We start from the raw sequence: 26964 nt of genomic DNA, 5'->3' as shown, positions 1-26964 counted from the left end.
TCCCGTTCCATTTCCTTGGCCAAAGACTAGGGTTCTTTCCGGAGGAAACAAACATGTTCGACCTGGTCATCAAGGATGCGGAAATCCACGACGGCTCGGGGGCCAAGCCGGTCCACGGCGACCTCGGCGTGCGGGACGGGAAAATCGCCGCCATCGGGCCGAATCTCGGCGCCGCCCGGGAAACCGTAAAGGCCGACGGGCTCGCACTGGCTCCGGGCATCATCGACGGCCACACCCACTACGACGCGCAGATCACCTGGGACCCGTTCGTCGATCCCTCGCCGGCGCTGGGCGTCACCACGGCAATCCTCGGCAATTGCGGCTTCACGATCGCGCCCTGCAAGCCGGCCGACCGCGACCTCACCATGCGCCATCTCACCCATGTCGAGGGCATGTCGCTCGACGCGCTGCGCGCCGGCATCAACTGGGGCTTCGAGAGCTTCCCGCAATATCTCGACATGCTGGAGAAGAACGGCGTCGGTCCCAACGTCGCCTGCTTCGCCGGCCACTCCGCCATCCGCACCTTCGTTATGGGCACCGACGCCACCGAGCGCGCCGCCACCGAGGCCGAGGTCTCGAAGATGGCCGACCTGGTGCGCGAGGCGATGAAAGCCGGCGCCATCGGCTTCGCTTCCTCGACTTCGGAGGCGCACAATGGCGAGGGCGGGACGCCGATGCCGTCGCGCCTCGCCGACGACCACGAGCTGCGCACGCTGGTGAAGGCGATGGGCCAGGGCGGCACCGGCGTCTACATGCTGACCAAGGGCCGCACGACCACGATCCCCTATCTCGAGGAGATCGCCGCCGAAGCCAACCGCCCGGTGGTGATCGCCGCGCTGTTCCATTCGAACACCAACCCCGAAGCCGCGTTCACCACGCTCAACCAGGTGAACGAAGCGCGTGCCCGCGGCCGCGAGCTGGTGGCGCAGACCTCGTGCTGTCCACTCAGCATGGATTTCACCTTCCACAGCCCGTACCTGTTCGAGAGCATGCAGGCTTGGAAGCCAGCGATGGCGGCGCACGATCCTGCCGAACTCAAGAAGATCTACCGCGATCCGGCATGGCGCGCCTCCGTGCGCGAGGAACTGCAGGCCAAGCGCGGCCGGCTGCTGTTCAACGGCGAATGGGACAAGCTGTTCGTTGTCGAGACCGCGAAGGACGAGAACCGCGCGATGGAAGGCGCGACGCTGGCCCAACTCGCCAAACAAGCAGGCAAGGAGCCTCTCGACTTCATCCTCGACTTCGCCCTGTCGGAGAACCTCGACACGATGTTCGTGGCGCAGCTCCTGCACAACGACGACAAGGAGGTCGGTCGTATCCTAGCCGATCCCAACACCCACATCTCGCTGAGCGACGCCGGCGCGCATCTCACCTTCTTCTGCGACGCGGGCTTTGGGCTTCACTTGATGGGCCACTGGAGCCGCGACCTCGGCGTGCTCGACCTGCCGCAGGCGGTGCATCGCCTGACCGGCCAGCCGGCCAAGCTGTTCGGCATCCAGGATCGCGGCTTTCTGCGCGAGGGTCTGGCCGCCGACCTGATGCTGTTCGACCCGAAGACGGTCGCGCGCGGCCCCAAGCGCCGGGCGCACGACCTGCCGGCCGGGGCGGCGCGCCTCACCGCGGGCGCGATCGGCCTGCACGGCGTCTGGATCAACGGCGCCAGGGCCGCCGACGAGAAGGGCTTCTGCGCCGACCCGGCCTCTCGGCCGGGCAAGGTCCTGCGCTCGTTCGCAGCCTAGCTAGGAACGCGTGCGCAGATAGACCACGACGGCGCGACCGGACAGGTAGGTCGCGCCGAAGCCGGCGAGGCTGGTGGCATACGGCACCCAGGCCGATGCCGGGCCGGCGACCAGCGGCGCGAAGATGGCGACGGCCATCGCGGCGGCGATGACCAGGGTGACGAGCATCCCGTCGCGCGCGCCGGGCAGTCGCGTCAGCCCGTAATTGTCGACGTCGGCCTTCAGGAGAAAGCCGCGCACGAGGCCCAGCGCAAGACCGGCAACCAGTGCCGAGCGCAGCAGCCACGGCTCGCGATTCTCCGGCGTCACGAACCCCATCATGATGTAGGCGCAAATGAAGGCCAGGACCGGTGGCACGAGCAGCAGGCTTCTCGACCGCGCCCGCCCCTGCCATTCCGGTACGGACACGTAAAGGCACGCCGCCATGACGGCGACTGCCAGGAAATGCAGAAGATTCAGAACTCACTCCCCCAGTCCAGGACTCCCCCAAGCCCACGATCCTAGGTAGCTCAGCGCGCGGAGCGTGTCACGGCCACCGCTTCACCCGACGCGCGGCCGCGCCCAGCGCGGCGTCCAGTTCACCGTCACCACGTTCCTGCCTCGGCTCGGCGAAGCTCACCATGTTTACGTCGAGCGCTCCCAATCGAACGGCGAAGGTCGCGTAGGAGGTGTGGATTGGCCCGTCATGGGCATTGGCGAGATCGTAGCTCCAGGCACCGGCGTGCCAGAAATTGCCTCCGCCGCGCGGCGTCGGACGGACGAAGGTACCAAGCCCGTAATGGGCGCCACCGCCCACCTGCTTGCCCTCCGGCGACATCATCCAGGCCCGTGCGCGCGGGCCGATCGCAGGATTGCTCGGCGCGAAGGCCTGGTAGAAGCGCCCATACTGGGCGAGCGGCATCTTCCAGCCGCCATAACTCGACAGGATGCGCCATTGCGGATCGAGCATCGCGTCGCGCGCGCCGAGCTGTGCCAGGACCGTATCCCTGCAATAGCGTTCATAGGATTGGCCGGCCGCCTCCTCGACGATGGCGCCCAGCATCAGGTAAGCGGCGTTCGAGTATTCGAAGCGCTCGCCCGGCCCATAGGCGAGCGGGCGAGCGAACAGCCAGCGCAGCTGCTCCTCGAAGGCCGTCCGGCCGCCCGAATTGCGGCGCAGCCAGCGCGCCATGTCTTCCCCTCCGCCGGGGCCGAGGCCCGCCCGGTGAACCAGCAGTTCAGAGACGGTCACCTGCAGGAGGCGCGGATCGACCGGCCGCCCGGTGCGCGACAGGGTCCGCGCCAGGGCCTGCGATACCGGCGTCTCGAAGGCCAGAGTCCCGCGTTCGATCAACGTCGCAATACAGACGCCCGTTATCGCCTTCGACAGGCTGGCAAGAGGTACCGCGGCGCCGGGAGGGAGGCGGCCCGACTCGGCCTCGCGCACGGGCTGGCCTGCGCGCATCACCACCAAACTGCCGCGCGTGCGCTGGGTCTTCTCCATCCAGCCGCGCCAGGCCTGCTCGATTTCCTCGACGCCCTGGGCGCGCGACGCTCCGGCAGGCCAGGCGAGGAGCAGGCCAGCCGCGAGGATCGCCAGGCCGCACCGGATCACGGCAGGGCCCGCCGCCGGGCCACCTCCACCAGGGCCTTCGAACTGTCGTTGGGGGAGGCCTTGTTGCGCTTCACCTGGCCGCACTTCAGGCAGCGATGCACGACGATGTAGCGCCCGCGCGACTGCTCGATAGCGATTGGCTCCATCAGCCCGCCGCACTCCGCCGCGCGGTCTCCGGGATTTTCGTCGACATGCTTGCTGCACAGGCAGTTGGGGCAGTGATTGGTGAAGCCGTTGCCCTCGACCGCGGTGCCACAGCGCTCGCAGGTGAAGTTTTCGATGTTGCGCGTGAAGAGACGGGCCATCGCAGCAGTTTCGCATCGGGGCGGCACTCGCGCCATATGGCGGGTCGATGCAGGCTCGCGACGCCGGGTGTCTTCAGAGGTTGAAAAAGCCGGCCAGCTTGCGAGGATGCCGCACTTGTCCGCTCGAAGCACGGTGCTCCATGAAATTCTCGCTCGCTACCGTCGCTCTCGTGCTCGCCCTGGCCGGTGCGCAGCCCGCGGACGCTCAACCCTTCCCGCGCCCGCCCGCCGCGCCGGACTCGCGACCGGACCTGGTGATCACCCAGGTCGACGTCAGCGCCAGCCGCGTCGTGGTCGGCGAGACGTTCAAATATACGGTGACCGCCAAGAACATCGGATTGCTGGCCTGCAACCGCTTCAAGATGTGGCTTCTGTTCCCCAGCCAGACCGAGCTGGCGCGTGTGGATCACGACACCAATCTTGACTGCGATCGCGAGGTTTGCACCGCGCCGCCCTGGTTCCTGCTATTGCCGCAGCACTCGGTCACGGCCACCTACACCGTCAGGGCCGTAACCCCGGGCCAGCAGCTCACCGCGACCGCACAGGTGGACCCGGATAACGCCTGCCGCGAGTCTAGCGAAAGCAACAACAACGGCACCAGCCCGCCGGTGGAGATTTTCCGCAGGCCGCGCCTCGTGATGTCACTGAACCGGCCGCTTCCCGCGGCGAGAGCAAGACCAGGAGACCGGGGCCCAACGACGCAGATTTTTCCGGTCACCATCAAGAATGAGGGCGAGGGTCCGGCGCGGTCGGTCGTGCTTGCGATCGCGGATGCGAATTGGAGCAACGCGCCGACCGTGGTCAGCGCCCATATCGGCGAACTCGTCGCATCGACCCACGCTCCCCCGCCGCCTCTCGAGATCAATTGCCAGATGTCGAGCGATGGCCGCCGCACTACGGCCCTGTGTCCGTTCAACGAGCCCCTGCTGCCGCAAAAGTCATTGCAGCTGAAGGTGCGCTTCATCTCGTGTCCTCGCCCGGGCGGCAGCGTGTTCACCTCGACGCTCAGTGTCGCGGCGCCGGATGACATCACCCCGTCCAATCACTCCGTAAGTCTTCATGCCGCTTGCGGTCTGTAAGCCGCGCACGAAAAAGCGGGCGCCCTGCAGGCGCCCGCCATTCCGGTCGAAGCGAGAGTTAGCGGTAGTAGCCGTAATCGTTGCGGGGGGTGGTGGCGGCACCGATCGCCGCACCGCCCAGGCCGCCGACCACGGCGCCCGCAAGCGGGGCACCCATCGTCGAGCCAACCACGGCGCCGGTGCCGGCGCCGATGGCGCCGCCGGTCAGGGCGCGATCCGTCGGATTGTTGCCGCAGGCCGCGACACCCAGGCCAAGAGCCGCAACCAGCGCGATATTCGTGAACTTGAGCATGAGAGCCTCCTGCGAGTGAACTGTTGGCGAGAGAACGGTGCAGGCCTCCTCCCGGTTGCGTCCGAAGGTTCGCGTGCGGGGCTGATCACAAGGCGACCACAGAGTGTTGCCCATCTGCGTCCACCGGCGTTCGCCCACCGCGCCGCTCGAATCGACCTCGACCTTGGTTTCGCCGCTGTTGCCGACCGCATTCCCGCTGATCTTGCCGTCGGACGTGACGCCGAGACTGCGCACGTCCTTGTAACCGGCGGGCGACAGCGTGGTCGGGGGCGAAGACAGCGACTGGGAATTCTCGGACGTTTGCACCCGAACAGGCGAGGTGGCGATCACGACCGATGCCAGGACGGGCGGAGGATTTCCACGGCCACAATTGTTGGGTTAAAGAGGTCTCCGGTCGCAGCCGCCGCCACTCGGGGAGAGGGTTGGGAAGCCGCAACCGGAGGGCCGGACCTTGCGATCCGGCAACCGTCTAACGGGGCCGCCCCCGACCTGTTGCCGGGGCGGTGATTTTTCGCGTTATTGAATCACGATCTCGACGCGGCGGTTCTGCGGCTCGCGGACGTTGGGGCCGGTCTGCACCAGCAGACCCTGCTCGCCCCGGCCCAGGACGCTGATGTTGGTCGCCGGCACGCCCTCGCGGACCAGCGCGTCCTTGACGGCGTTCGCACGGCGCAGCGACAGCGCCATGTTGTAGGCCTCGGTACCCGACGTATCGGTATGACCGGTCGCGGTGATGCGAGCGTTGCCCTTCTGCTTGTAGGCCGAAGCGGCCTGACGGATCGTGGTCAGCGCCTGCTCGCTCAGGTTGGAGCGATCCCAGTCGAAGAACACCATGAACGACGGCGGTGCGACGGTCTGCGCCGGCGGCGGCATCGGCGCGGGAGGCGGCGACACGAACTTGTACGAGACGCCGGCCAGGGCCAGGATGTTCTGGTTCTGGAACGAGACGTTGCCGAAGGGCGTGTTGACGCTCGGATTCGTGGTGCCGACGTAACGGCCCTCGACCATGAACCGCAGCTGTTCGCTCACGTTGTAGGCCACGCCCACCATGCCCTGATAGGCGAACTGGGTGCTGCCGAACGCGGAATTGCTGTCGACGAACGCGATACCGGCACCGGCACCGACATAGGGCGTTATCACCGAGGTCGGCATGAAGTCGTACAAGAGGTTTACCATCGCGGTCAGCTGACCGACCTTGCCGTTGATCGCCGTACCCGGAATGTTGGCCGAGACCGGGATCTGGCCATAGCCGACCTCCAGCTCGAGACGGGGACCGACAAAGTCGTAACCGGCCTTTCCGCCCACGGCCCATCCGGTCCAGCTCTGGCTGTTGGGATTGGAACCGATGAACCAGGCGGCGCCGCCGCCGGCACCTATGTAAAAGCCTTCCTGGGCATTGATCGTCTGCGCCTGGAGGCCGACCGGCGCCAGAAAGACCAGCGCCGCTGCGAACATCTTCTTCATTGGGAATACTCCCCGCTCGTGGTTGACTGCGAGCTAACACCCCCGCCACGGTTTGGTTGCATTGCCGCCGCACTTCCGGTGGCGACAATTGGCGCGTCCACTGGGGGTCGCGGTCTGTTGCACCCACGTTTCACGCTTGCTATCAGACAGTCCGCTGAGGGGAGACCGACATATGGCTGAAGAAGGCAATCAGAAGCGCATCTTGATGCGTGAACGCGACTATCTCTCCGAGCGCCTGCCCGAGGTGATGATGGAGCGCCAGCGCCTGAAGGCCGAGAGCGAGGGGCTCAAGGTCGAGAAGGCCGAGGCGACGCCGGAACGGCTGAAGTCGATCCGTCGGCGCCAGAACTACATCAAGCGCCGCATCGGCGAGCTGCGCACCGAGCACGAGACCGTGACCGGGCAGCGCCGTTCGGTGAACGAGCAGATCAAGGAACTGAAGAAGGCCTGACGGATGCGGCGCCGACCCGGTCGGCGCCCCTCTTCCGACCGCGCGGCGAAAGCCTCCGTCGAACCCGACTTGCCCCACCTGGGCATCCATACGCATCATCGCCGTCCAATCGCACCATCGCGAGCGAACGATGCTTGATTATCAACGGATCACCGTCTCCCGGATTGCCGGCGCCCTCGGGGCGGAGATCGGTGGCGTCGATGTCGGCGCTCCTCTCGACGACGAGACGATTGCCGAGATCCGACGCGCACTGCTCGAACACCTGGTGATCTTCTTTCGCGGCCAGACGCTCGACGATGCCGGGCACAAGGCGTTCACTCGCCGCTTCGGCGACATCTTCATCCACCCCAACTTCAATACCGGCACGGGCGATCCGGAAATCGTGCGCGTCGTGCGTGCGCCCGGCGACGAGCGAATTGTCGGCGAGGAATGGCATTCCGACACCACGATGATGTCGGAGCCGCCGATGGGTGCCATTCTGTACGCGCTCGAAGTGCCCCCTTATGGCGGCGACACGCTGTTCGCCAACCAGTATCTCGCTTACGAGAGCCTCTCCGACGGCATGAAGGCGATGCTCGAGGGATTACGCGTCGTGCACAGCGACATCCGCGTCGCCGGCCCGCAGGCCGGACTGAATGCCCGCCGCTCGATCAAGGTGCGCGAGGATTCGAACTGGCGGCCGACCGAGAGCGTGCATCCGGTCGTGCGCACCCATCCCGAGACCGGCGCCAGGTGCCTGTTCGTGAACCACTCCTATTCGTGCCGGTTCGAGAACATGACAGAGCGCGAGAGCAAGCCGCTGCTCGACTTCCTGATGGATCACGGCCACCGGCCGGAATTCACCTGCCGCTTCCGCTGGGAGCCCGGCTCGATCGCCTTCTGGGACAACCGCTGCACCAAGCATCTGGCGATCCACGATGCCGGTCCGTTCCACCGCCGCATGCAGCGCACGCAGATCGTGGGCGACGCCGTCGTCTGAGCGACGACGGCGTCGCGATACCCGCTACTTCTTCTCGATGTTCCAGAAGACCGGCACCGGCGAAACGACGCTGCCGCTGACGTTCTTCCGGATCGCCATCGCATTGTTGTACTGGCCGAGGAAGGCGTGCGTGGGCACCTCGGCGGCGCGGAGCTGCAGCTTCTCGACGATCTCCTTGCGCTTGGCCTCGTCGGTCTCGTCCGCAAAGGCCTCGCGCAGGCGCGTGATTTCGGCGTCGCAGGGCCAGCCGAACCAGGCCTTGTCGCAGGAGGCGCTGATGAAGCTGTAGGTTAGAGGGTCGAGCGAATCGGCGCCCGAGGTCGAGGTGATCAGCACGTTCCAGCCACCCTTGTCCGGCGCGTCTTTCTTGGCGCGACGCGCGACCAGCGTCTGCCAATCCATCGACTGCATGTCGACCTTCATGCCGGCCTTCTCCATCAGCGACTTGGCGATCGGCGCCATGTTGGTCAGCACGTAGAGGTCGGTCGAATGCAGCAGCACGACCGGCGTGTTGTCGTAGCCGCCCTCCGCGAGAAGCTGCCTGGCCTTGGCGAAGTCGCTCTCGTACTTGTCGGCGAAGCCCGCCGTCGTCTCATAGGGGCCACCGCACATGAACATGGCCTTGCAGACCGTATAGAACTCCGGATCGCCGATGACGCCGTTCAGGAAGTCCTTCTGGTTCAGCGCATAGAGCATCGCCTGCCGGTTCTTGGCATTGTCGAACGGCTTGAAGAGCTGGTTGAAGCGATAGATGTACTGGTTTCCCCACTTGTTGGTGGTGACCAGCGAGACGTTGCGGTCCTTCTTGATCAGCGGATAGAGGTCGTGCTGCGGCGATTCGATGATGTCGATCTCGCCGGCCTGCAGGGCATTGACCGCGGTCTGCTGGTCGGGAATGGCGACCCACTCGACCCGGTCGACCTTCGCGACCTTGCCCCCGGCCAGGCCGGACGCAGGCTCGGCCCGCGGCTTGTATTTCGGGTTCTTCACATAGACGGTCTTGTCGCCGGGCTTCCATTCGTCGGCCTTGAAGATAAAGGGGCCGGAACCCACGAACTCCTTGATCTGGTCGGAGGGCGGCGTCTCGGCGACCCGCTTGGGCATGATGAAAGGATTGCCCGAGGGCTTGCCCAGCGCCTGCAGCACAATGCCGGTCGGCGACTTCAGCACGAGCTGGAAGGTCTTGGCATCGACGGCCTTCACCTCGGCCACCTTGCTCCACAGGAGCTGGCCCAGCGAATCGCGCACGGCCCAGCGCTTCAGCGAGGCGATCACATCCTCGCTGGTGACGGGCTGGCCGTCGTGGAACTCCAGCCCGTCGCGCAGGGTGAAGGTCCAGGTGAGCTTGTCGTCGCTCATCTTCCAGGTATCGACCATCTGCGGCTTGATCTTGAGCTCGCCGTCGAGCGCGAACAGCGTGTCGTAGATCATATAGCCGTGGTTTCGGACGATGAACGCCGTCGTCCAGATCGGGTCGAGGATCTTCAGATCCGAATGGGCGACGACCCGAAGCGTCGTCGGTTGCTGCGCCACGGCCACAACCGGCACCGTAAGGCCGAGTGCCGCGATCATTCCCAGAATTGTCTTACGCATGCCTGCCTCCTTGCTTGTTGTCCGCGAGGATCATTGCTGCCGCCTTGTCGGCGATCATGATTGTCGGTGTGTTGGTGTTGCCCGAAGTGATGGTCGGCATGACCGACGCGTCGATCACCCGCAGCCCCTGCAAGCCGATGACGCGAAGTCGCTCGTCCACCACGGCATGCGGGTCCGACGGCAGGCCCATCTTCGCCGTACCGACGGGATGGAAGATCGTGGTGCCGATATCGCCGGCCGCCTTGGCGAGCGAGGCATCGTCGTCCCCGACGGCCGGCCCCGGCAGATATTCCTCGGGACGATAGGGCTGCAGGGCGGCCTGCCGCATCAGGCGCCGCGTCACGCGGATGGCGTCGGCCGCCACGGTGCGGTCCTCGTACGTCGCGAGATAGTTCGGCGCGATGACGGGCTTGGCCGTCGGATCGGCCGAGCGCAGCCTGATCGTGCCACGCGAGGTCGGGCGCAGATTGCAGGCGCTCACCGTGATCGCCGGGAAGCGGTGCAGGGGCTCGCCGAACTTGTCGAGCGACAGAGGCTGCACATGGAATTCGATGTTCGACCTTTCCTGATCCGGCGAGGAGCGCGTGAAGATGCCGAGCTGCGAGGGCGACATGGTGAGCGGCCCCTTCTGCAGCAATGCATATTGCATGCCCATCAGCGCCCGGCCGACCAGCGAGTGATAGGCCGTGTTCAGCGTTTTTACGCCGTCGACCTTGTAGATTGCGCGCTGCTGCAGATGATCCTGGAGATTGCGGCCGACCCCCTGAAGGTCCTGCACGACGGCAACGCCCGCGTCGCCCAGCCAGTCCGCCGGGCCGATCCCGGACAGCTGCAGGATCTGCGGCGAGGCGACCGCACCGGCCGCGAGGATGATCTCGCCCCCGGCGCGCGCCTCGATGAGGCGTCCGTTCTGCCGGTAGAGCACGCCGGTACAGCGCCGGCCTTCGAAGGCCAGCTTCTCGACCAGCACGCCGGTCTCCAGCCTGAGGTTGGGCCGATTGAGCACCGGCTTCAGGAAGGCGCGGGCCGCCGACATGCGGATGCCGCGCTTCTGGTTGACGTGGAAATAGCCCACGCCGGTATTGTCGCCGGTATTGAAGTCCGCGGTCGTCGGAATGCCCATCTCGTTGGCGGCCCTGATCACCGCGTCGAGCACCTCCCACCGCACGCGCGATTCCTCGACCCGCCATTCGCCGCCCGCGCCGTGATGCTCGGTGTCGCCCATGAAATGGTTGTCGAGCTTGCGAAACACCGGCGCGACATCGTCCCAGCCCCAGCCGGTGAGGCCGAGCTGCCGCCAGTGATCGTAATCCTGCGACTGGCCGCGCATCGAGATCATGCCGTTGATCGCCGAGCTGCCGCCCACCACCTTGCCGCGCGGATAGTTCAGTGCGCGGCCGTTGAGGCCGGGCTCCTTCTCGGTCTGGAACATCCAGTCAGCGCGCGGATTGCCGATCGCGAAGAGATAGCCGGCTGGAATGTGGAACCAGATCCAGTTGTCGCGGCCGCCCGCCTCGAGCACCAGCACGCGGTTCTTCGGGTCGGCCGAGAGCCGGTTGGCGAGCACGCATCCGGCCGAGCCGGCGCCCACGATGATGTAGTCGAAGTCTCCGTCGAGACGGGAAGGAGTCGTGTCGGTCATCGGGCGATGCCTAGCACACAAGCCGACCCGCGAAATAGTAGGGGCATTGCTCCGACGGTCAGACGGCGCATAATTCCCGCAGCGAAATCAGGGGAGCAAACGCCATGCAGTACAAGCGGATCTCGGCCGACAGCCACCTCGATCTTCCGTGGATGCCGCCCGATCTCTTCACGTCGATGGCGCCGCGCGATCTCAAGGAGCGCATGCCTTACGTCACCGACACCGACGACGGTCCGAAGTGGGTGGCGAAGAACGGCGCCTCGTTCGGCTTCAAGAACGGCGTCGGCCCGTCCGGCTCCAAGTTCGTGCCCGGCAAGCATGGCCGCGTCGACATCATGGCGGAGACCGGTCTCTATGCCGACGGCGCCAAGGACATCCGCCGAATTTCAGACCCGCATCTGCGCATCAAGGATCTCGATCGCGACGGCGTCGACGCCGAGGTGATCTACGGCATCCTGGGCGCCGCCAGCCGCCTCAACGACCGCGAGGCCGGCAACGAGATGCTGCGCATCTACAACGACTGGCTGAAGGACTTCTGCAGCCATTACCCGGACCGGCACATCGGTCTCGCGTGCCTGCCGTACGGCGACATCGACGCCGCGGTGAAGGAGGTCTACCGGGTCGCCAAGATGGGCATCAAGGGCCTCGAGCTCTCCTGCTCGTGGGACATGGAGCCGATGTGGCACCCGATGTGGGATCCGCTGTGGAAGGCGGTGAACGACGTGCAGCTGCCGCTGCACTTCCACACCTTCCCCAACGTCCCGCCGGGTACCATCGAGAAGTATCCCGGCCGGGTCGGCCGCTCGGTGTTCTTCACCGTGGTCTCGGGCTTCCAGATGAACCTGGTGAACATCCTGGCAGCGATCATGGGCGCCAACGTGCTGGAGCGCTTCCCCAACGTCCGCATCGCCTTCGGCGAATCGGGCTGCGGCTGGATCCCCTACGCGCTCGACCGCATGGACTTCGAATGGGAGGACCGCTTCCACGATCTCGGCATGAAGATGAAGCCGTCGGACTACTGGCGCCGCCAGTGCAAGGCCACGTTCCAGTTCGACCGCATCGGCGCCAAGCTGATCGACGACATGGGCGCGGAGAGCCTGATGTGGGGCTCCGACTACCCGCACGGCGACGGTGTCTGGCCGCACTCCGACAAGTACATCAAGGAACAGTTCGCCGAGGTCCCGGCCGAGCAGGTGAAGATGATCACCTGCACCAACGCCGGGAAGTTCTACGGGCTGATCAACTAACAGGGGAGCTGTCATCCCGAACGCAGTGAGGGATCTTTTCGTTCGAGTAAGGATCCCTCGCTAACGCTCGGGATGACAAATCAGAGGTCGCCCTTCGACACGGTGTGGCGGAGGGCGAAGACCTCGCCTTCGGGGGCGTGACGCTCCCGCGCCGCCTGGGCGGCTTCCACCGACCAGAAGAACGCGACCAGCGCCCGCTCGATCTGCTGGTCGGGCGTGCCGCGCAGGTCCTTCTCGACCGTTTGCGCCTGGCCGACCTTCGCGCGGCCACTCAGCAGATCGACACGCGCCGTCTCGGGCGAGGCGAGCCTGTCGAAGGGCGCTACATTGTTGGCCTTCATGCGCAGGGTGAGAGCGGCCGCGCCGATGCCTTCGCCCCAGCGCTGCTCGACCGCGCAGACGGTTCGGGATGTGTCGCGGAACTTCGGGAAGATCGCGCGGCTCATCTCGCTGGGCGCGCGCAGGCGGGCGTAATAGGTCTCGCTCTCGAAGGCGGCCTGGGTCTCGGCATCGTAGAACAGCAGGTAGCGGTCGGGCCGCGCGACGCCCCGGAACCGGCTGCCGCGCAGCCAGCCGGGACAGGAGACGCGCTCGCCCAGATGCTCGCGGCTGTGCCAGTGCTCGAAGAAGGCCTGGTCGGCCGGATCGACGTCGACCCAGATGGCGAGGACCGCCTTGCCCCCGGCGCTCAAGGGCCGCCGGCCGCTTTCTTGTCGGAACCGATCTTGTCGATGTAGGTGAGCATCAAGGCCGATACCACGAATGCCATGTGCATGACGACCAGCACGTAGAGCTTGCTGTTGTCATAGTCGCCGGCCTCGAGGAAGCGCTGCAGCAGGTGGATCGAGGAGATCGCCACGATCGAGCTGGCCAGCTTGATCTTGAGCGAGCCCGCGTCGAGCTTGCCGAACCAGGCGAGCCTGTCGCGCGTCTCGTCGACGTCGATGTGGCTCACGAAGTTTTCGTAGCCGGAGATGATCACCATCACCACGAGGTTTGCCACCATGATCAGGTCGACCAGCGACAGCACCGCGAGCACGAGATCGGCCTCCTCGGCGGAGATCGCCTTGCGCATCAGTTCCCAGATCTTGAAGGGAAACTTCACGACCACGACGCCCAGCACGAAGACCAGTCCAATGTAGAGCGGCGCCTGAAGCCAGCGGCTGCCCATGACGATACGCTCGATGAAGACTTCGAGCTTCTTGGCGGGCGTCGTCGACATGCGTTGGCTCACTCGTTGGAGTTCGAGCAGGCCGCCCTCACGGCCTGCGTGAAGGTCACGATCTCGGCGCGCCGATCGTGATCGGTCGCGGGAACGAAAGGCGGCTGCGGCAGGGCGGCGAGCGTCACCACCGACAGATCCTCCGCGCGATAGATGTCGATGCGCTGGCCGGCATGGCCGATCGCGGCCATCACGCCGTCGCCCAGCCACCAGCTGTAGCCGTAATGCGTGATGTCGGGGACGACCGGCGCGGGCACCTTGAAGGCGGGCGTCGCCGCCGCCGCGACCCAGCCCTCGGGCAACACGCGCGCGCCGTCGATCACGCCGTCTTTGCGCACGAACTCCGCGAAGCGGCCGAAGTCGCGCAGGACCATGCCGGCGCGACTGCCGCCGATCTCCTGCCCGCCTTCGCTCTCGAGCGTATAGAAGGCGTCGCATTCCATGCCGGCCGGCTGCCAGACCTTCTCCGACATGTAGTCGGCCAGCGGCCTGCCGACCGCGCGGGTGAGCGCGGCGCCCAGCAAGAATGTGTCTCCGGAATTGTAGAGGAAGGTGCTGCCCGGCGGATGCGCGCGCGGCAGGGACGCCATCAGCTTCAGCACGCCGTCGGGCACCTTGTCGGCCAGCGACTTGCTGTAGCGGTTCACGTCGGAGTTCCGGTCGGGATAGACCTCGGTCCAGCGCACGCCCGACGACATCGTCATCACATGCCGCAAAGTCACGCCCTCGTAAGCCGATCGCCGCAGCGCCGGCAGGTAGTCGGTCAGCGGATCGTCGATCGACTTGATGACACCGTCGTGAACAGCGGCGCCCACCAGCATCGCCGTCATCGACTTCACGGTCGACATGGTCGACCAGCGATCGTGCTCCTGCAGGCCGAGCCCGTAGCGTTCCAGCACGATCCGGCCGCGATGGATCACCAGGATGCCCACGACCACGTTGCGATCCATGAACGAGGCGACGTCGTGCTCGCGACCGCCGGCGGCATAGACCGGAGCGATCTCGGCGCCACGCGGCAACTCGCGCGGGCTCGCACCCCGGCGGATCACCCGATGGGCGAAGAGCTTGTCGACGTTGCGATAGGCGTAGGGCTGAATGGAAGGCGGGAGGAGAAGGAAATCCTCGCCCCTCGGGAGATGCCGGCGCGGAAGGGCCGTACTCAGGAAAACGCCTTGAAGGTGATCAGGGTGAAGGTGTCCTTCACGCCCGGAAGCGTCTGGATCTGGCTCGTCACGAAATGACCGATGTCGGTCTTCTCGTCGAGATAGCACTTCATCAGAAGATCGTATTGCCCGGAGGTCGAATAGACCTCCGAGACCTGCTCGACGGCCACGGCGTTGTCAGCAACGTCGTAGGCCTTGCCGAGCTCGCATTTCACCATGACGAAAATGGTCTGCATGAACGCCCTCCGCCGCGACGCGCGATTCTAGCGCGTCGGACGGGCGAGGAAAGCCGGCACGTGATCGCCGAGGCCGAGCGGCGCGGGCGAGTCGTCTCGATCGCGACGATCCTGACGGGGACGTTCCGAGCGATCCGGACGGCGATCCGAACGGGGCTCGCGCGGCGGCCGTGCCTCACGATCGGGACGTGCCTCACGTTCGGGACGCGGCTCGCGCTCCGGACGGGCGGCCTCACGCGGCGGACGCTCGGCCCGCGGCTCGCGCGGCGGACGCGCCTCGCGCTCGGGACGCGGCGCCCGCGGCGGGCGGGCCTCACGCTCCGGACGGGCCTCGCGCTCGGGACGGGCCTCGACTTCAGGACGGGCGGCTTCCGCTTCCGGGCGCGGCTCGCGCTCGGGGCGTGCCTCGCGCGGCGGACGACCGCCGCCGGCGCTGCGGCCACGGCTGCTGCCGCTGCTGGAACCACCGCGTCCGCGGCCACGGCCGCGACGGCGTCCATCGGACGGCTCGAAGGCGAGTTCCGCCATGCCCGGCACTTCGACGCGCGGGATGGTGGTGCCGATCAGCTTCTCGATCGCCTCGACCAGGCCGCCCTCGTCGGGCGAGGCCAGGGTGAAGGAATGACCGGTATTGCCGGCGCGGCCGGTACGGCCGATGCGGTGGACGTAGTCCTCGGGCGAGAACGGCACGTCGAAGTTGAACACATGGCTCATCGCCACGATGTCGAGGCCGCGGGCGGCGACGTCGGAGGCGACCAGGATCTGGATCTCGCCCTGCTTGAACTTCTCGAGCGTCTCCATGCGTGCCGGCTGGCTCATGTCGCCATGCAGCGCGCCCGCATTGAAGCCGTGCTTCTTCAGCGAAGTCTGGAGGATCGCCACGTCGCGCTTGCGATTGCAGAACACGATCGCGTTCTTGATGTCCTGTTCCTTGATCAGGGCCCGCAGAGCCTCACGCTTGTCGTCTTCCTGCACGACCACGAGGCCCTGCACGATGTTCTTGGAGGCCGAGGCCGGCGCCGAGACGGTGACTTCCTTCGGGTTGCTGAGGAAGCGGTCGGCCAGGCGCTTGATCTCCGGCGGCATGGTCGCGGAGAAGAACAGGGTCTGTCGCAACGGCGGCAGGGTGGCTACGATGCGCTCGACGTCCGGAATGAAGCCCATGTCGAGCATGCGGTCGGCTTCGTCGATCACCAGGATCTTGACGTCGTTCAGCAGGATGCCGCCGCGCTCGAAATGGTCGAGCAGCCGGCCCGGCGTGGCGATCAGGACGTCGGCGCCGCGTTCGAGGGCACGTTCCTGGTCGGGGAAGCTCACGCCGCCGATCAGCAGCGCCATGTTGAGCTTGTGGTTCTTGCCGTAGATCTCGAAGTTTTCGGCCACCTGGGCGGCCAGTTCGCGGGTCGGCTCGAGGATGAGCGAGCGCGGCATCCGCGACTTCGACCGGCCTTCCGCGAGAATGTCGATCATGGGGAGGACGAAGGAGGCAGTCTTGCCTGTGCCCGTCTGGGCGCATCCGAGGACATCGCGACCCATCAGGACGATGGGGATGGCCTTTTCCTGGATGAGGGTCGGCGTCGTGTAGCCCTTGTCGGCCACCGCCTGCAGTACCGGGGCGCTCAGCCCCAAACTCTCAAAACTCATTTAATTTCCGTAGTTTAGTCCATTCTTTCCGCTGGACTTGGAGCGGTCACATAAGGCTCGTGGATCGGGCCGGACCGCTGGGCGGACCCCATATGACCCCTGCAGGGTGTCAAGTCAATGCGACCGGGCGCGGGGCTGCCCGGCAGCAGGGTCAGGCCTTGACCTCGATCTCGACGAAGACGAACTCGAAATCGTTGGGGTTGATGACGTCGTGCTCGACCCCGGTCTGGCGGGCATAGGACACACCGGCCCGGAGCGGCGCCGGCACGGTCGCCTTGCCGTCGAAAATGTGCAGTTCGCCGGTCGTGACCGGGACAACGACATAGTCGTGATTGTGGCGGTGCCAGCCGGTGTGGCTGCCCGGCGGAAAGCGCCATTCCGTGACGATCACGCGATCGTTGTCGATCTGGACCGAGGGCCTGGCGAGCGGGCGTTCCTTGTCTGTCATGGGCAAAACCTAATGGGCTGCCGCAGCCTTTGTCAGGTGACACGATCGCGCGGGCTGATAATGTGCATATGCACGCAATCGGAGCTCCAACCTGGCCCATCCCCTTCTCACGGCCCCCATCGGCAAGAGCCTGTGGAAGCTGTCGGCGCCCACCACCGCCGTCATGATCGTGCAGACCTTCGTGGCCATCGCCGAGACCTTCATCTTTGGCCGGCTGGGCACCGAGGCGCTGGCGGGATTCGCGCTCGTCTTCCCGCTCATGATGATGATGACCATGATGGCCGCCGGGGGCATGGGCGGTGGCGTGGCGGCCGCCATGGCCCGCACACTGGGCGCCGGCCGGACCGAGGACGCCCGCAAGCTGGTGCTGCACGCGCTGGTCCTGGGGACGGTGCTGGCGCTGCTCTTCACCCTGCTCGCCTGGACAGTCGCGCCCGCGCTCTACCGGCTGCTCGGCGGCGAAGGTCGCTCGCTGGCCAACGCCCTCACCTACTCCAACGTCCTGTTCACCGGTTCGATCTTCATCTGGGCCAACTTCTTCCTGTCGGCCCTGTTGCGCGGCGGCGGCGATGCGACGACGCCCGGCCGCTACATGCTGGTCTCATCGATCGCCCAGGTGCCGCTCTCCTACGTGCTGGCGCTGGGTATCGGCGGCTGGCCGGGCATGGGCATGGCCGGGCCCGCGGTCTCCGCGCTGCTCACCTCGGCAGTGTCGGCACTCCTGCAAGCGCGTGCCCTGTGGAGCGGCAAGCTCGGCTTCGTGCCGGCGGCCGCCGGCGTGCCTCTGCAGGCCCGCCTGTTCTGGGAGATCCTGCGGGTCGGCCTGATCGCCTCCTTCTCCGCCTTCACCGCGAACCTCACCGCCATGCTGGTCACGGGCCTGGTCGGCCGCTTCGGCGTGGCTGCGCTCGCCGGCTACGGCATCGGTGTCCGGCTGGAGTTCATGCTGGTGCCGCTGGCCTTCGGCATCGGCTCCGGACTGACGACCATCGTCGGCGTCGCGGCCGGCGCCGGCGACTGGCGCCGTGCCGTGCGCGCCGCCTGGATCGGCAGCCTGGTCGCGGGCTTCGGCATCGGCGCCTTCGGCTGGATCGTGGCGCTCTTTCCCGAAGGCTGGGCTCGGCTGTTCACAGACGATCCCGACGTGATTGCCGCGACCGTGGCCTATGTCACGCGCGTGGCGCCGTTCTACTTCGTCTTCGGGATCGGCATGACGCTGTCCTTCGCCAGCCAGGGCGCGGGCCGCATGAAGGCGCCGTTCGCCGCCGGCGTGATGCGCCTGTTCGTGGCCTCGACCGGCGGCTGGTTCGCGATCGAACATCTCGGCTGGGGTCTGCCGGGCGTATTCGTCGCCATCGCCGTGGGCATCGTCACCTTCGGCAGCCTGATCGCGGGGCCGCTGCTCGTGCACCCCTGGCGCGGACGGGCGTGACACCACGCAGATTTTCCCAAAGTGTCCCCCCGTTTGAGCTATGACAGGCCGATAGCCTCGGGGAGACTCCGTTCATGGCAATGCCGGCCCTGCCGTTCGTCACCGCCTTCTATGCCGCCCTCACGGGTCTTCTCTGCGTCGTGCTCGCGTCGCTGGTGATCCGCCAGCGCATGCGGCGGCGCATCAGCGTCGGGGATGGCGGCGATGCCGAAATGAGCCGGATGACCCGCGTCTTCGGAAACTTCGCCGAATATGCCCCGCTGGTCCTGATCCTGCTCGCCCTGCTCGAAATCTGCCACGGGCCGCGCTGGCTGGTGCATGCCCTGGGCGCCACCTTCATCGTCAGCCGCCTCGCCCATGCCTTCGGGCTTGCCGGCGGAGCGGGCATCAATCCCGGCCGCTCGGCCGGCATCGTGCTCACGCTCCTCACCATCCTCGTGGCGTCGATCGCGCTGCTGGCAATCGTCGGCCGGAAGATCTTCGTCTAGGGCGCACAGCCGAGCGATTGGAGCGCGCAACTCCAGTTGCGCTCAGGTTTCGTCGATCAGAAAGGCATAAGCGCCACTGGAGTGGCGCGCTCCATTGAGCGGCTTCGCGCCGATCTCAGCCCCGCATCCCGAGCTGCCTGAGCGAGCGATCAATCCACAGCGCGCCGATCTTTTCCTGCACCGAGTTCTGACGCAGGCGCTGGCGCAGGTTGGCGAAATCGACGAGGTCGAGACGCTGGTCCTGGTTGAAGCAGGAGAAGACCACGGTCTCCTTGCCCGTCTCCGGATCCCTGTGAAGCTGCAGGCACTGGGCGCAGATCTCCTTCATCATGCATTGCATGGGGGAGTTGATCGAGCCGAAGGCTACATGTTCGGGCTTGAGATACGACTTGAGAGCCGCGTGTCGCGCCAGGCGCACGGCGTTCATCATGCCGTCCGAGCCGATCGCCACGATGCGATCGGCGGCGCTGTAGGGGATCGGCTGGTCGCCCAGCTCACCCGACGCATACTGGCGCATCGCCTCGACGATGTTGGTGACGACCGACTTGTCCTGCGGCCGGCCCGGCATGAAGCCCGGGGCCTCGTCGCAGCACCAGACGACGACATCGGCCGCGGCCTCGATCTCCTCGACCTTGTAGCGGTCGATCATCTTCTTGTAGCCCGCGAAGTAGAGCACCTTGCTGCCGGCCTTGCGGAAGGCCTGGCCGATCGAGAACAGCACGGCGTTGCCGAGGCCTCCGCCCACCAGCACCACGGTCTCGCCCGGCTCGATCTCCGTGGGCGCGCCCGTGGGACCCATGACGATCACCGGCTCGCCCGGCTTCAGCATGGCGCAGAGGTCGGACGAGCCGCCCATCTCCAGCGCGATCAGCGACAGCAGGCCCTTCTCCTTGTCGACCCAGGCGCCGGTCAGCGCGAGGCCTTCCATGGTGAGCAGGGTGCCCTCGGTGCGCAGGGAGCGCGCCTCGTAGTTCTGCAGCCGGTAGAACTGGCCGGGCTCGAAGTTGCGAGCGGCGGCCGGCGCCTCGACGATCACTTCGATGATGGTGGGCGTCAGGCGGTCGACGCGGACCACGCGGGCGCGCCACGAACGATTGGCCTCGTCGAGGATCTCCGCCGGCGTGCGCATCGGCGCCGGCAGCGCCGTCATCGACCGGGTCAGCACCGGGTACCCCTGCTTCGCCCCCCCCATCGCCTTCACGACATTGCCGGCGAACGAAGGATGCAGGTCGCCGAAGAAGGACATGAAGCGGTTGTCGGCATGGCGATACATCAGCACGCGCACGTCGGCGGGCTTGCAGACGCGTTCCGGCGTCGCGGGATTGCCCTCCTCGTCGAGGGCGCGAAAATACTTGCCGTCGATGAAGGCGTGTGTCGCATCCTCGCGCGCCAGCACCGTGTTGGGCTGCGTGCCCGCGGCCACCAGGATGGTGCGCGCCGGCAGGGTCGCCTCGACCTTGCTGCCGTTCTGCTCGCCCGCGACCTTCAACGCCTTCGCCTGTCCCGCCTCGTCGATCTCGACGGCGACGGGCGACAGGCCTTCGACGAAGCGGATGTCCTCCTCGAGCGCCTTGAGCACTTCCTCGTGGTTCAGCGTGTAGGACGGCGAATCGATCAGGCGGCGGCGATAGACCAGCGAGACGCCGCCCCAGCCGTTCACCAGATTGGTGATCGCAGGCTCGCGGCCCTCGCGCGCCGCCAATTCACGCTCGGCGCGGATGGCCCGGGCGTGGGCGATGAATTCCTCGGCGATCTCGCGCTCCTCGGGCGACCAGTTCGCGCCCACCGCCGCTTCGCCGCGCTCGGCGACCAGCGTCTCGTGGCGGGCGAGGAACTTCTCGACCTGCAGCGGATAGTAGGCGAGCGATTCCGTCGCCGTGTCGATCGCGGTGAGGCCGCCGCCGATCACCACCACCGGCAGGCGGATCTGCAGGTTCGCAATCGAATCCTTCTTCGCGGCGCCCGTGAGCTGCAGCGCCATCAGGAAATCCGACGCCGCGCGCACGCCGCGCGCCAGCCCGTTGGGCAGGTCGAGCACTGTGGGCTTGCCGGCACCGGCGCAGAGCGCGATGTGGTCGAAGCCCATGGCAAAGGCGCCCTCGACCGTCACCGTGCCGCCGAAGCGCACGCCGCCGAACATCGAGAACTGCGCGCGCCGCTCCAGTAGCAGGCGCACCATCTTGAGGTAGTTCTTGTCCCAGCGGACCGTGATGCCGTACTCGGCGACGCCGCCGAACCCCGCCATCGCGCGCTCGCCGAGATTTTCGCGCAAGGCCGCGACGTCCTTCACCGCCGCGAAGGGCACGCGCGTGCCATCCATGCGAACGCCGGACTGCAACTCGGGCAGCGGCTCGATCTTGAGTCCGTCGATGCCGACCACAGTATGGCCGTCGTTCATCAGGTGATGCGCGAGGTTGAAGCCGGCGGGACCGAGTCCGACCACCAGCACCGTGCGGCCCGTCGAGGGACGCGGGATCGGGCGGCGCAGGTTCAGCGGGTTCCAGCGCGTCAGCAGCGAGTAGATCTCGAAGCCCCAGGGCAGCGCCAGAACGTCCTTGAGCGTGCGGGTCTCGATCTGCGGGATGTCGACCGGTTCCTGCTTCTGGTAGATGCAGGCCTTCATGCAGTCGTTGCAGATGCGGTGGCCGGTCGCCGCCAGCAGCGGATTGTCGACCGCGGCCATCGCCAGCGCGCCGATGGAGAAACCCTCGCTTTTCAGCAGGTTCATCTCCGAAATCTTTTCCTCGAGCGGGCAGCCCGCCAGCGTCACGCCGAACGGCGACTTCTGGAAGGCGCCGGTCTTGCGATCCTTCAGCCCGCGCGAGCAGCTGTCCTTGCCCTGGTTATGGCACCAGATGCAGTAGTTGGCGTGATCGAGCGCACGCACGAGGTCGAAACCCTGGTCGGTGAGCGCGAAACCCTCGCGATGGCGGAGCATCGGCCGCGGCAGCTTCATGCGCGTCACGCCGTCGACGATCTCGGTCTCGATCGGCACGAGATGCTCGAAGTCGAGCTTGTGCGGCACCTTGAACAGCGGCCCGTCCTGGTGGCGCTTGCGGCCCTGGGGATGATGCAGCGCCCATGCTGCATATTCGGCGAAGGCCGTGACCTGCGGCGTCGGCGCCTCGACCTTGAACTCCGCCCCGATCAGGTCGCGGACAGCGAGCGCAAAGGCCAGTTCCCAGGCTTCCAGCCCGTCGGCCTGTGTCACCGACAGCGGAAGGGCTGCGGTGACGGCGGCGCCGTCGAGCGCGGCGGCCGCGTCGGGCTTGAGCGCCCGCGTGACGTAGCGCTGCACGAAGAGGCGCTTGCAGTCGTAGAGCGGCGCCAGGCGACGATGGCGTTCTCGCAGGGAGGCTGCTTCGTCACTCACGCCGAACAGGGAGCCGATGAAGTCCTCGAGTGGCCGTGCCACCTCGATCAGCAGATTGGACTCGTCCTTGGCGGCCAGCCCATCGGGCGCGGCGCGCGCAGCCATCAGGCGGGCATGGGCGTCGACGTCGGCATCCTTCAGCCACGCCACGAAAGCGGCGTCGAGACGGGCGATCCCGTCACGGTCGTGGAGATCGTCGAAGCTGAGCCCGTGCGAGAGCGGTGGGGCCAGCTGGAAATCAGACATGGACGAGGATCCGGGGCGAGAGGGCAGGCCGTTCGTGTACGAACCGATTTAACAAGCCGTTCCGGCAGAGTGCAAGGTATCGCAGGCGAGGGTCAGGATTAGCGACATTTATGCCTGATGACGCCGCCGCATCCTTCGCCCATGTTCCGCCAGCCATGAGCCAAGTCCCCGCCTCCGTGCGCCAGTGGTTGATCGTCGTCGCCGGCATGATCTTCTTCATGATCGTGATCGGCGCGCTGACACGGCTCACCGAATCGGGCCTGTCGATGGTGGAGTGGCGGCCAGTGACCGGCTGGCTGCCGCCTTTGTCGGACGCGGCGTGGCAAGCCGAGCTGCAGAAGTATCTGGCGTCGCCGCAGGGACGCCTGGTCAACCGCGACTTCACGGTCCCGGAGTTCCAGGAGATTTTCTGGCTTGAATATATCCATCGCGTGTGGGGGCGGCTGATCGGCCTGGTCTTCGCCCTGCCACTGGCCTGGTTCTGGTGGCGCGGCGCCCTCAATGCCCATCTCAAACCCCGACTGCTCGCGCTGCTCATCCTGGGCGGACTGCAGGGTGCGATGGGCTGGGCGATGGTGGCGTCGGGCCTGGTCGACCGGCCGTCGGTCAGCCACTACCGGCTCGCCGCCCACCTCTTCCTCGCGATCGTCCTCTATGCCTACACGGTCTGGCTGATCCTCGAACTCACGCCGCGGGCGATACACCGCGACGATCCGAAGGTCGCGCGCAAGGCCACGGCCCTGATCGGCTTCCTGCTGGTCGTGCTGGTATGGGGCGCCTTCATGGCCGGTCTGCGCGCCGGCACCGCGCACAGCACCTTCCCCACCATGTCGGGATACTGGATCCCGCCCGGCCTGTTCGACCTTTCGCCGGGATGGATCAACTTCTTCGAGAACGGCACCACCATCCAGTTCGTGCATCGCTGGCTCGCCAAGCTGCTGGTGCTCGGCGTGCTGGTCATGGCGTGGCGCGCGCCACGCTCCGAGACGCTGGCGGCCGCCGCGATGGCCTTCGTTCAGCTGGGGCTCGGGATCGCCACCATCCTGAGCGGCGTCAGCATTCCCATCGCCACGCTTCACCAGGCCGGCGCCGTTCTGCTCCTGACCGCCCTGCTGGTCGTGCGCCACCGCGCTATGCCTTCTCCGCAGAGGCCCGTCTCGGCTATTCTCCGGGGATGACCGGCAAGCCGGCGACCGCCCCTGCCTCCCTGAAACGGCCCCTCCTGAAGCGACCCGTCGTGATGACGTCGTTCGCCATCATGTTCGCGGCCGCCGCGGGGGCCGGCACCTGGGTCCTGCGCCCGCCCGAAGAAGGTCCGAAGCCGCCCTCGCAAGCGCTGGCGTCCCCGGTCGCGCCCGCTACGCCGCCAGGCCCGTCGCCGATCGTGCAGAGCCTGCCCATCGCGGCGGAGCTGCCACCAGCCGCCCCGTCCCCGCCCCTAGCGACGGAGTCGCCGCCGGTCGCCTCGGAAGCGGCTGTTCCCAATCCCCTGCCGCCCGCGTCTGCGCCAGCGCCAGCGCCAGAGCGGCCTCCAGCGCCAGCACCGGCCGCCACGAACGACAGGTCGATTGATTGGGCCTCTCTGCCGATCGCCGACCTGCGCAGCCAGGCGGACGGCAACAGTATCCCGGCGATGGAGGAAATCGCTCGCCGGCTGGTGCAGGGCATCGGCGTCGCCAAGGACCAGCAGGCCGGCGCCGGCTGGCTGATGCGCGCGGCAGAAGCCGGCTCCGCCCAGTCCGCGTTCAACGTTGCGGTCATGTACGAGCGCGGCTTCGTCATGGAGCGGGACTCGGCCAAGGCCGTGGATTGGTATCGCAAGGCCGCCAACGCCAACCTCGCAATAGCAAAGCACAACCTCGCGCTGATGCTGCGGGACGGCAAGGGTGCGGCGCGCGACGGAAAGGAGGCGGTCGAACTGCTTCACGCCGCGGCGCGACAAGGCATGGCCGCGTCGATGTTCACCCTGGGCGACATCTACGAGCGGGGCGATGCGGCGCTGAGAGATGCCACGATGGCGATGGCCTGGTTCGCGATCGCCGCCGAGTTCGAGCGCCAGACGAACAAGGGTGCCGAGACGGCGCTCGGCAAGACATCGGCCACGCGGGCACAGGCACTGCAACGCGGTTTGACGCCGGAGGATCTGCAAAAGGCGGAGCTGGTGGGCCAGACCGAATTCAGGCGGATCGTCGAAACCATGAAGCAGGAGCGGCCGCCCGCCCGGGTGGCGCCAATGCAAACCGCAGCGGCGGCGCCTTTGCGAACGGCGCCAGCGCTGGCGCCGCGACCATCGGCCCGTCCCGAGCCACCCGCTCCCCGTGCGCCGGTGGCTTCTCCCCCGCCGCCGCCCATCGATCTCGTTCCGGCCGACTGGCCGAAGGCGCGGAAGGATCAGATCCGCGTCATCCAGCAGGCCCTGTTCGATCTCAAGCTGCTGCGCGACAAGCCTGACGGCGCGATCGGGCCAATGACACGCGCCGCGATCCGGACTTTCCAGCGCATTTCGGCCCGCAACGAAACCGGCGAGCCGACACCGGAACTCTACGGCGCACTGAAGGAGGCCCTGGCACGCCGCGATGCGCCGATACCATCCAGGCCGGAGACCACGCCCGAAGCGGCAGTCGCCGTCGCTGCAGCGAGCCCATCGAAGCCCCCCGCCCCGAAGACCGAACCGGCCAGACCTGTCGAAATCGCGATGGCCGACCCGCCGCCGCCTCCCAGTTCGGCCGACATCGCCAGGCAGATGCCGGCCCCGGCCCACCCACCCAAACCGATCGTCGTTGCCGTGGCCGAACCGCCACCGCCCCTGAGGTCGACCGACATCGCGGCACTCATGCCCGCGCCACCCAAGCCCATCGAGCTGGCCGCCGCAGAGCCGCCGCCTCCGCCGCCGAGTTCGGCCGATGTCGCCGCGCTCATGCCTGCGCCGCCCAAGCCCATCGAGCTGGCTGCCGCCGAGCCGCCGCCGCCGTCCCCGAGTTCGGCCGATATCGCCGCACTCATGCCCGCGCCGCCCAAGCCCATCGAGCTGGCCGCCGCAGAGCCGCCGCCTCCGCCGCCGAGTTCGGCCGATGTCGCCGCGCTCATGCCCGCGCCGCCCAAGCCCATCGAACTGGCTGCCGCAGAGCCGCCGCCAGCGCCACCGAGTTCGGCCGACATTGCCGCACTCATGCCCGCGGCCCCCAAGCCCATCGAGCTGGCAGCCGCAGAGCCGCCGCCTCCGCCGCCGAGTTCGGCCGATATCGCCGCGCTCATGCCCGCGCCGCCCAACCCCATCGAGCTGGCTGCCGCAGAGCCGCCGCCAGCGCCACCGAGTTCGGCCGACATTGCCGCGCTCATGCCCGCGGCCCCCAAGCCCATCGAGCTGGCAGCCGCAGAGCCGCCGCCGCCACCGCCGAGTTCGGCCGATGTCGCCGCACTCATGCCCGCACCGCCCAAGCCCATCGAACTGGCAGCCTCCGAGCCACCGCCTCCGCCGCCGAGTTCGGCCGATATCGCGGCGCTCATGCCCGCGCCGCCCAAGCCCATCGAGCTGGCTGCCGCCGAGCCGCCACCAGCGCCACCGAGTTCGGCCGATATCGCCGCACTCATGCCTGCGCCGCCCAAGCCTATCGAGCTGGCAGCCGCAGAGCCGCCGCCTCCGCCGCCGAGTTCGGCCGACATCGCGAAGCTCACGCCCGCGCCACCCAAGCCCATCGAGCTGGCAGCCGCAGAGCCCCCGCCTTCGCCGCCGAGTTCGGCTGACATCGCCAGGCTCATGTCGGCGCCGCCAACTCCGCTCGTCATTGCCGCCGCAGCGCCACTGCTCGCACCGCCCACGTCGGCGGACATCATGAAGCTGATGCCGCCGCCACCAGCGCCGCCGAAGCCGATCCAGCTCGCCGCGACGGCGCCGCCTCCACCGCCGCCGACTTCGGCTGATATCGCCAAGGCCATGCCCGCGGCACCGCCACCGCCGAAGCCCATCACGCTCGCCGCAACGACACCGCCTCCACCGCCCCCGACTTCGGCCGACATCGCCAAAGCCATGCCCGCGGCGCCACCGCCACCGAAGCCCATCAAGCTCGCCGCGACGGCTCCGCCTCCACCGCCGCCGACTTCGGCCGACATCGCCAAAGCCATGCCCGCAGCGCCACCACCGCCGAAGCCGATCCAGCTCGCCGCGACGGCTCCGCCTCCACCGCCGCCCACTTCGGCTGACATTGCCAAAGCCACGCCCGCAGCACCGCCTCCGCCGAAGCCCATCAAGCTCGCTGCGACGGCGCCGCCGCCGCCGCCACCGACTTCGGCCGACATCGCCAAAGCCACGCCCGCGGCGGCGCCTCCG

The 26964-nt window shown here is 67.3% G+C and carries 23 protein-coding genes; 9 read left to right on the top strand and 14 right to left on the bottom strand.

The annotated features are described in order from the left end of the window. The first annotated feature begins 53 nt into the window (after positions 1-53). Entirely contained in the window at positions 54-1739 is a 1686-nt protein-coding gene (locus tag KQ910_RS25920) for an N-acyl-D-amino-acid deacylase family protein (RefSeq protein ID WP_216966833.1), read from the top strand. Here KQ910_RS25920 and KQ910_RS25915 read toward each other — a convergent pair whose 3' ends face one another. The 3 genes from KQ910_RS25915 to KQ910_RS25905 form a co-directional block, all read right to left on the bottom strand. Further along, positions 1740-2165: a hypothetical protein gene (locus KQ910_RS25915; protein ID WP_216966830.1), complete on the bottom strand. Its 426-nt coding sequence runs from the start codon at positions 2163-2165 to the stop codon at positions 1740-1742. It lies immediately after the preceding gene. Between the two features lie 100 nt (positions 2166-2265). Continuing rightward, positions 2266-3333, bottom strand: a complete 1068-nt coding sequence (locus KQ910_RS25910) for a serine hydrolase domain-containing protein (RefSeq protein WP_216966827.1) — start codon at positions 3331-3333, stop codon at positions 2266-2268. Continuing rightward, positions 3330-3638 carry an RNHCP domain-containing protein gene (locus tag KQ910_RS25905; RefSeq protein WP_216966824.1) on the bottom strand — a complete coding sequence of 103 codons (309 nt, stop codon included), beginning with the start codon at positions 3636-3638 and terminating at the stop codon, positions 3330-3332. The genes KQ910_RS25910 and KQ910_RS25905 overlap by 4 nt, the downstream gene beginning before the upstream one ends. 140 nt (positions 3639-3778) lie before the next feature. Between KQ910_RS25905 and KQ910_RS25900 the strand changes: the two genes are divergently transcribed. Then, on the top strand, positions 3779-4717 hold the full coding sequence (locus KQ910_RS25900) for a CARDB domain-containing protein (RefSeq protein ID WP_216966821.1): 939 nt from the start codon (positions 3779-3781) through the stop codon (positions 4715-4717). Positions 4718-4775: 58 nt separating this feature from the next. On the opposite strand, the gene KQ910_RS27315 is transcribed toward KQ910_RS25900, so the two are convergent. Further along, complete coding sequence (locus KQ910_RS27315; RefSeq protein ID WP_369408454.1) at positions 4776-5339, bottom strand: YMGG-like glycine zipper-containing protein; 564 nt, start codon at positions 5337-5339, stop codon at positions 4776-4778. A gap of 186 nt (positions 5340-5525) precedes the next feature. After that, positions 5526-6473, bottom strand: a complete 948-nt coding sequence (locus KQ910_RS25890; RefSeq protein WP_216966819.1) for an OmpA family protein — start codon at positions 6471-6473, stop codon at positions 5526-5528. 172 nt (positions 6474-6645) lie between these two features. On the opposite strand from KQ910_RS25890, the gene KQ910_RS25885 reads away from it, so the two are divergent. Then, entirely contained in the window at positions 6646-6924 is a 279-nt protein-coding gene (locus KQ910_RS25885) for a hypothetical protein (RefSeq protein ID WP_216966817.1), read from the top strand. A 130-nt stretch (positions 6925-7054) separates the two neighbouring features. Then, on the top strand, positions 7055-7903 hold the full coding sequence (locus KQ910_RS25880) for a TauD/TfdA dioxygenase family protein (protein ID WP_216966815.1): 849 nt from the start codon (positions 7055-7057) through the stop codon (positions 7901-7903). 24 nt (positions 7904-7927) lie between these two features. Here KQ910_RS25880 and KQ910_RS25875 read toward each other — a convergent pair whose 3' ends face one another. Both KQ910_RS25875 and KQ910_RS25870 read right to left on the bottom strand, forming a co-directional pair. Next, the gene (locus KQ910_RS25875) at positions 7928-9496 is read right to left on the bottom strand and encodes an ABC transporter substrate-binding protein (protein ID WP_229601026.1); all 1569 of its coding nucleotides are present in this window, start codon (positions 9494-9496) and stop codon (positions 7928-7930) included. Beyond that, positions 9489-11138: a GMC family oxidoreductase gene (locus KQ910_RS25870; protein ID WP_216966812.1), complete on the bottom strand. Its 1650-nt coding sequence runs from the start codon at positions 11136-11138 to the stop codon at positions 9489-9491. The genes KQ910_RS25875 and KQ910_RS25870 overlap by 8 nt, the downstream gene beginning before the upstream one ends. Before the next feature lie 104 nt (positions 11139-11242). Between KQ910_RS25870 and KQ910_RS25865 the strand changes: the two genes are divergently transcribed. Then, complete coding sequence (locus KQ910_RS25865; RefSeq protein ID WP_216966810.1) at positions 11243-12385, top strand: amidohydrolase family protein; 1143 nt, start codon at positions 11243-11245, stop codon at positions 12383-12385. Positions 12386-12465: 80 nt separating this feature from the next. On the opposite strand, the gene KQ910_RS25860 is transcribed toward KQ910_RS25865, so the two are convergent. The 6 genes from KQ910_RS25860 to KQ910_RS25835 form a co-directional block, all read right to left on the bottom strand. Beyond that, entirely contained in the window at positions 12466-13077 is a 612-nt protein-coding gene (locus KQ910_RS25860; protein ID WP_216966808.1) for a hypothetical protein, read from the bottom strand. Further along, positions 13074-13607: a TIGR00645 family protein gene (locus tag KQ910_RS25855; RefSeq protein WP_216966806.1), complete on the bottom strand. Its 534-nt coding sequence runs from the start codon at positions 13605-13607 to the stop codon at positions 13074-13076. The genes KQ910_RS25860 and KQ910_RS25855 overlap by 4 nt, the downstream gene beginning before the upstream one ends. 8 nt (positions 13608-13615) lie before the next feature. Then, positions 13616-14626: a serine hydrolase domain-containing protein gene (locus tag KQ910_RS25850; protein WP_216966804.1), complete on the bottom strand. Its 1011-nt coding sequence runs from the start codon at positions 14624-14626 to the stop codon at positions 13616-13618. Positions 14627-14766: 140 nt separating this feature from the next. Further along, positions 14767-15006 carry an Lrp/AsnC ligand binding domain-containing protein gene (locus KQ910_RS25845; RefSeq protein WP_216966802.1) on the bottom strand — a complete coding sequence of 80 codons (240 nt, stop codon included), beginning with the start codon at positions 15004-15006 and terminating at the stop codon, positions 14767-14769. Between the two features lie 27 nt (positions 15007-15033). After that, entirely contained in the window at positions 15034-16650 is a 1617-nt protein-coding gene (locus tag KQ910_RS25840; protein WP_216966800.1) for a DEAD/DEAH box helicase, read from the bottom strand. 151 nt (positions 16651-16801) lie between these two features. Beyond that, positions 16802-17098 (bottom strand): cupin domain-containing protein, encoded by a 297-nt coding sequence (locus KQ910_RS25835; protein ID WP_216966798.1) that lies wholly within the window; start codon positions 17096-17098, stop codon positions 16802-16804. A gap of 91 nt (positions 17099-17189) precedes the next feature. Between KQ910_RS25835 and KQ910_RS25830 the strand changes: the two genes are divergently transcribed. Further along, positions 17190-18530 carry an MATE family efflux transporter gene (locus tag KQ910_RS25830; RefSeq protein ID WP_369408458.1) on the top strand — a complete coding sequence of 447 codons (1341 nt, stop codon included), beginning with the start codon at positions 17190-17192 and terminating at the stop codon, positions 18528-18530. Positions 18531-18604: 74 nt separating this feature from the next. After that, a complete protein-coding gene (locus KQ910_RS25825) occupies positions 18605-19018 on the top strand; it encodes an MAPEG family protein (RefSeq protein ID WP_216966794.1) in 414 nt (137 codons plus the stop codon). A gap of 115 nt (positions 19019-19133) precedes the next feature. Here the strand turns inward: KQ910_RS25825 and KQ910_RS25820 are convergent, their stop codons facing one another. Then, positions 19134-22637, bottom strand: a complete 3504-nt coding sequence (locus tag KQ910_RS25820; protein WP_216966792.1) for an FAD-dependent oxidoreductase — start codon at positions 22635-22637, stop codon at positions 19134-19136. 155 nt (positions 22638-22792) lie between these two features. Here KQ910_RS25820 and KQ910_RS25815 point away from each other — a divergent pair, with 155 nt between their 5' ends. Continuing rightward, positions 22793-23815, top strand: coding sequence for a COX15/CtaA family protein (locus KQ910_RS25815; protein WP_216966790.1), 1023 nt, complete (start codon positions 22793-22795; stop codon positions 23813-23815). Positions 23816-23877: 62 nt separating this feature from the next. Then, the coding region (locus KQ910_RS25810; protein ID WP_229601035.1) for an SEL1-like repeat protein at positions 23878-26964 on the top strand (3087 nt) is incomplete at its 3' end.

Origin of the sequence: Reyranella humidisoli (assembly GCF_019039055.1) — a bacterium.
GTDB lineage: Bacteria > Pseudomonadota > Alphaproteobacteria > Reyranellales > Reyranellaceae > Reyranella > Reyranella humidisoli.
This window is presented reverse-complemented; position numbering and strand designations above follow the sequence as displayed.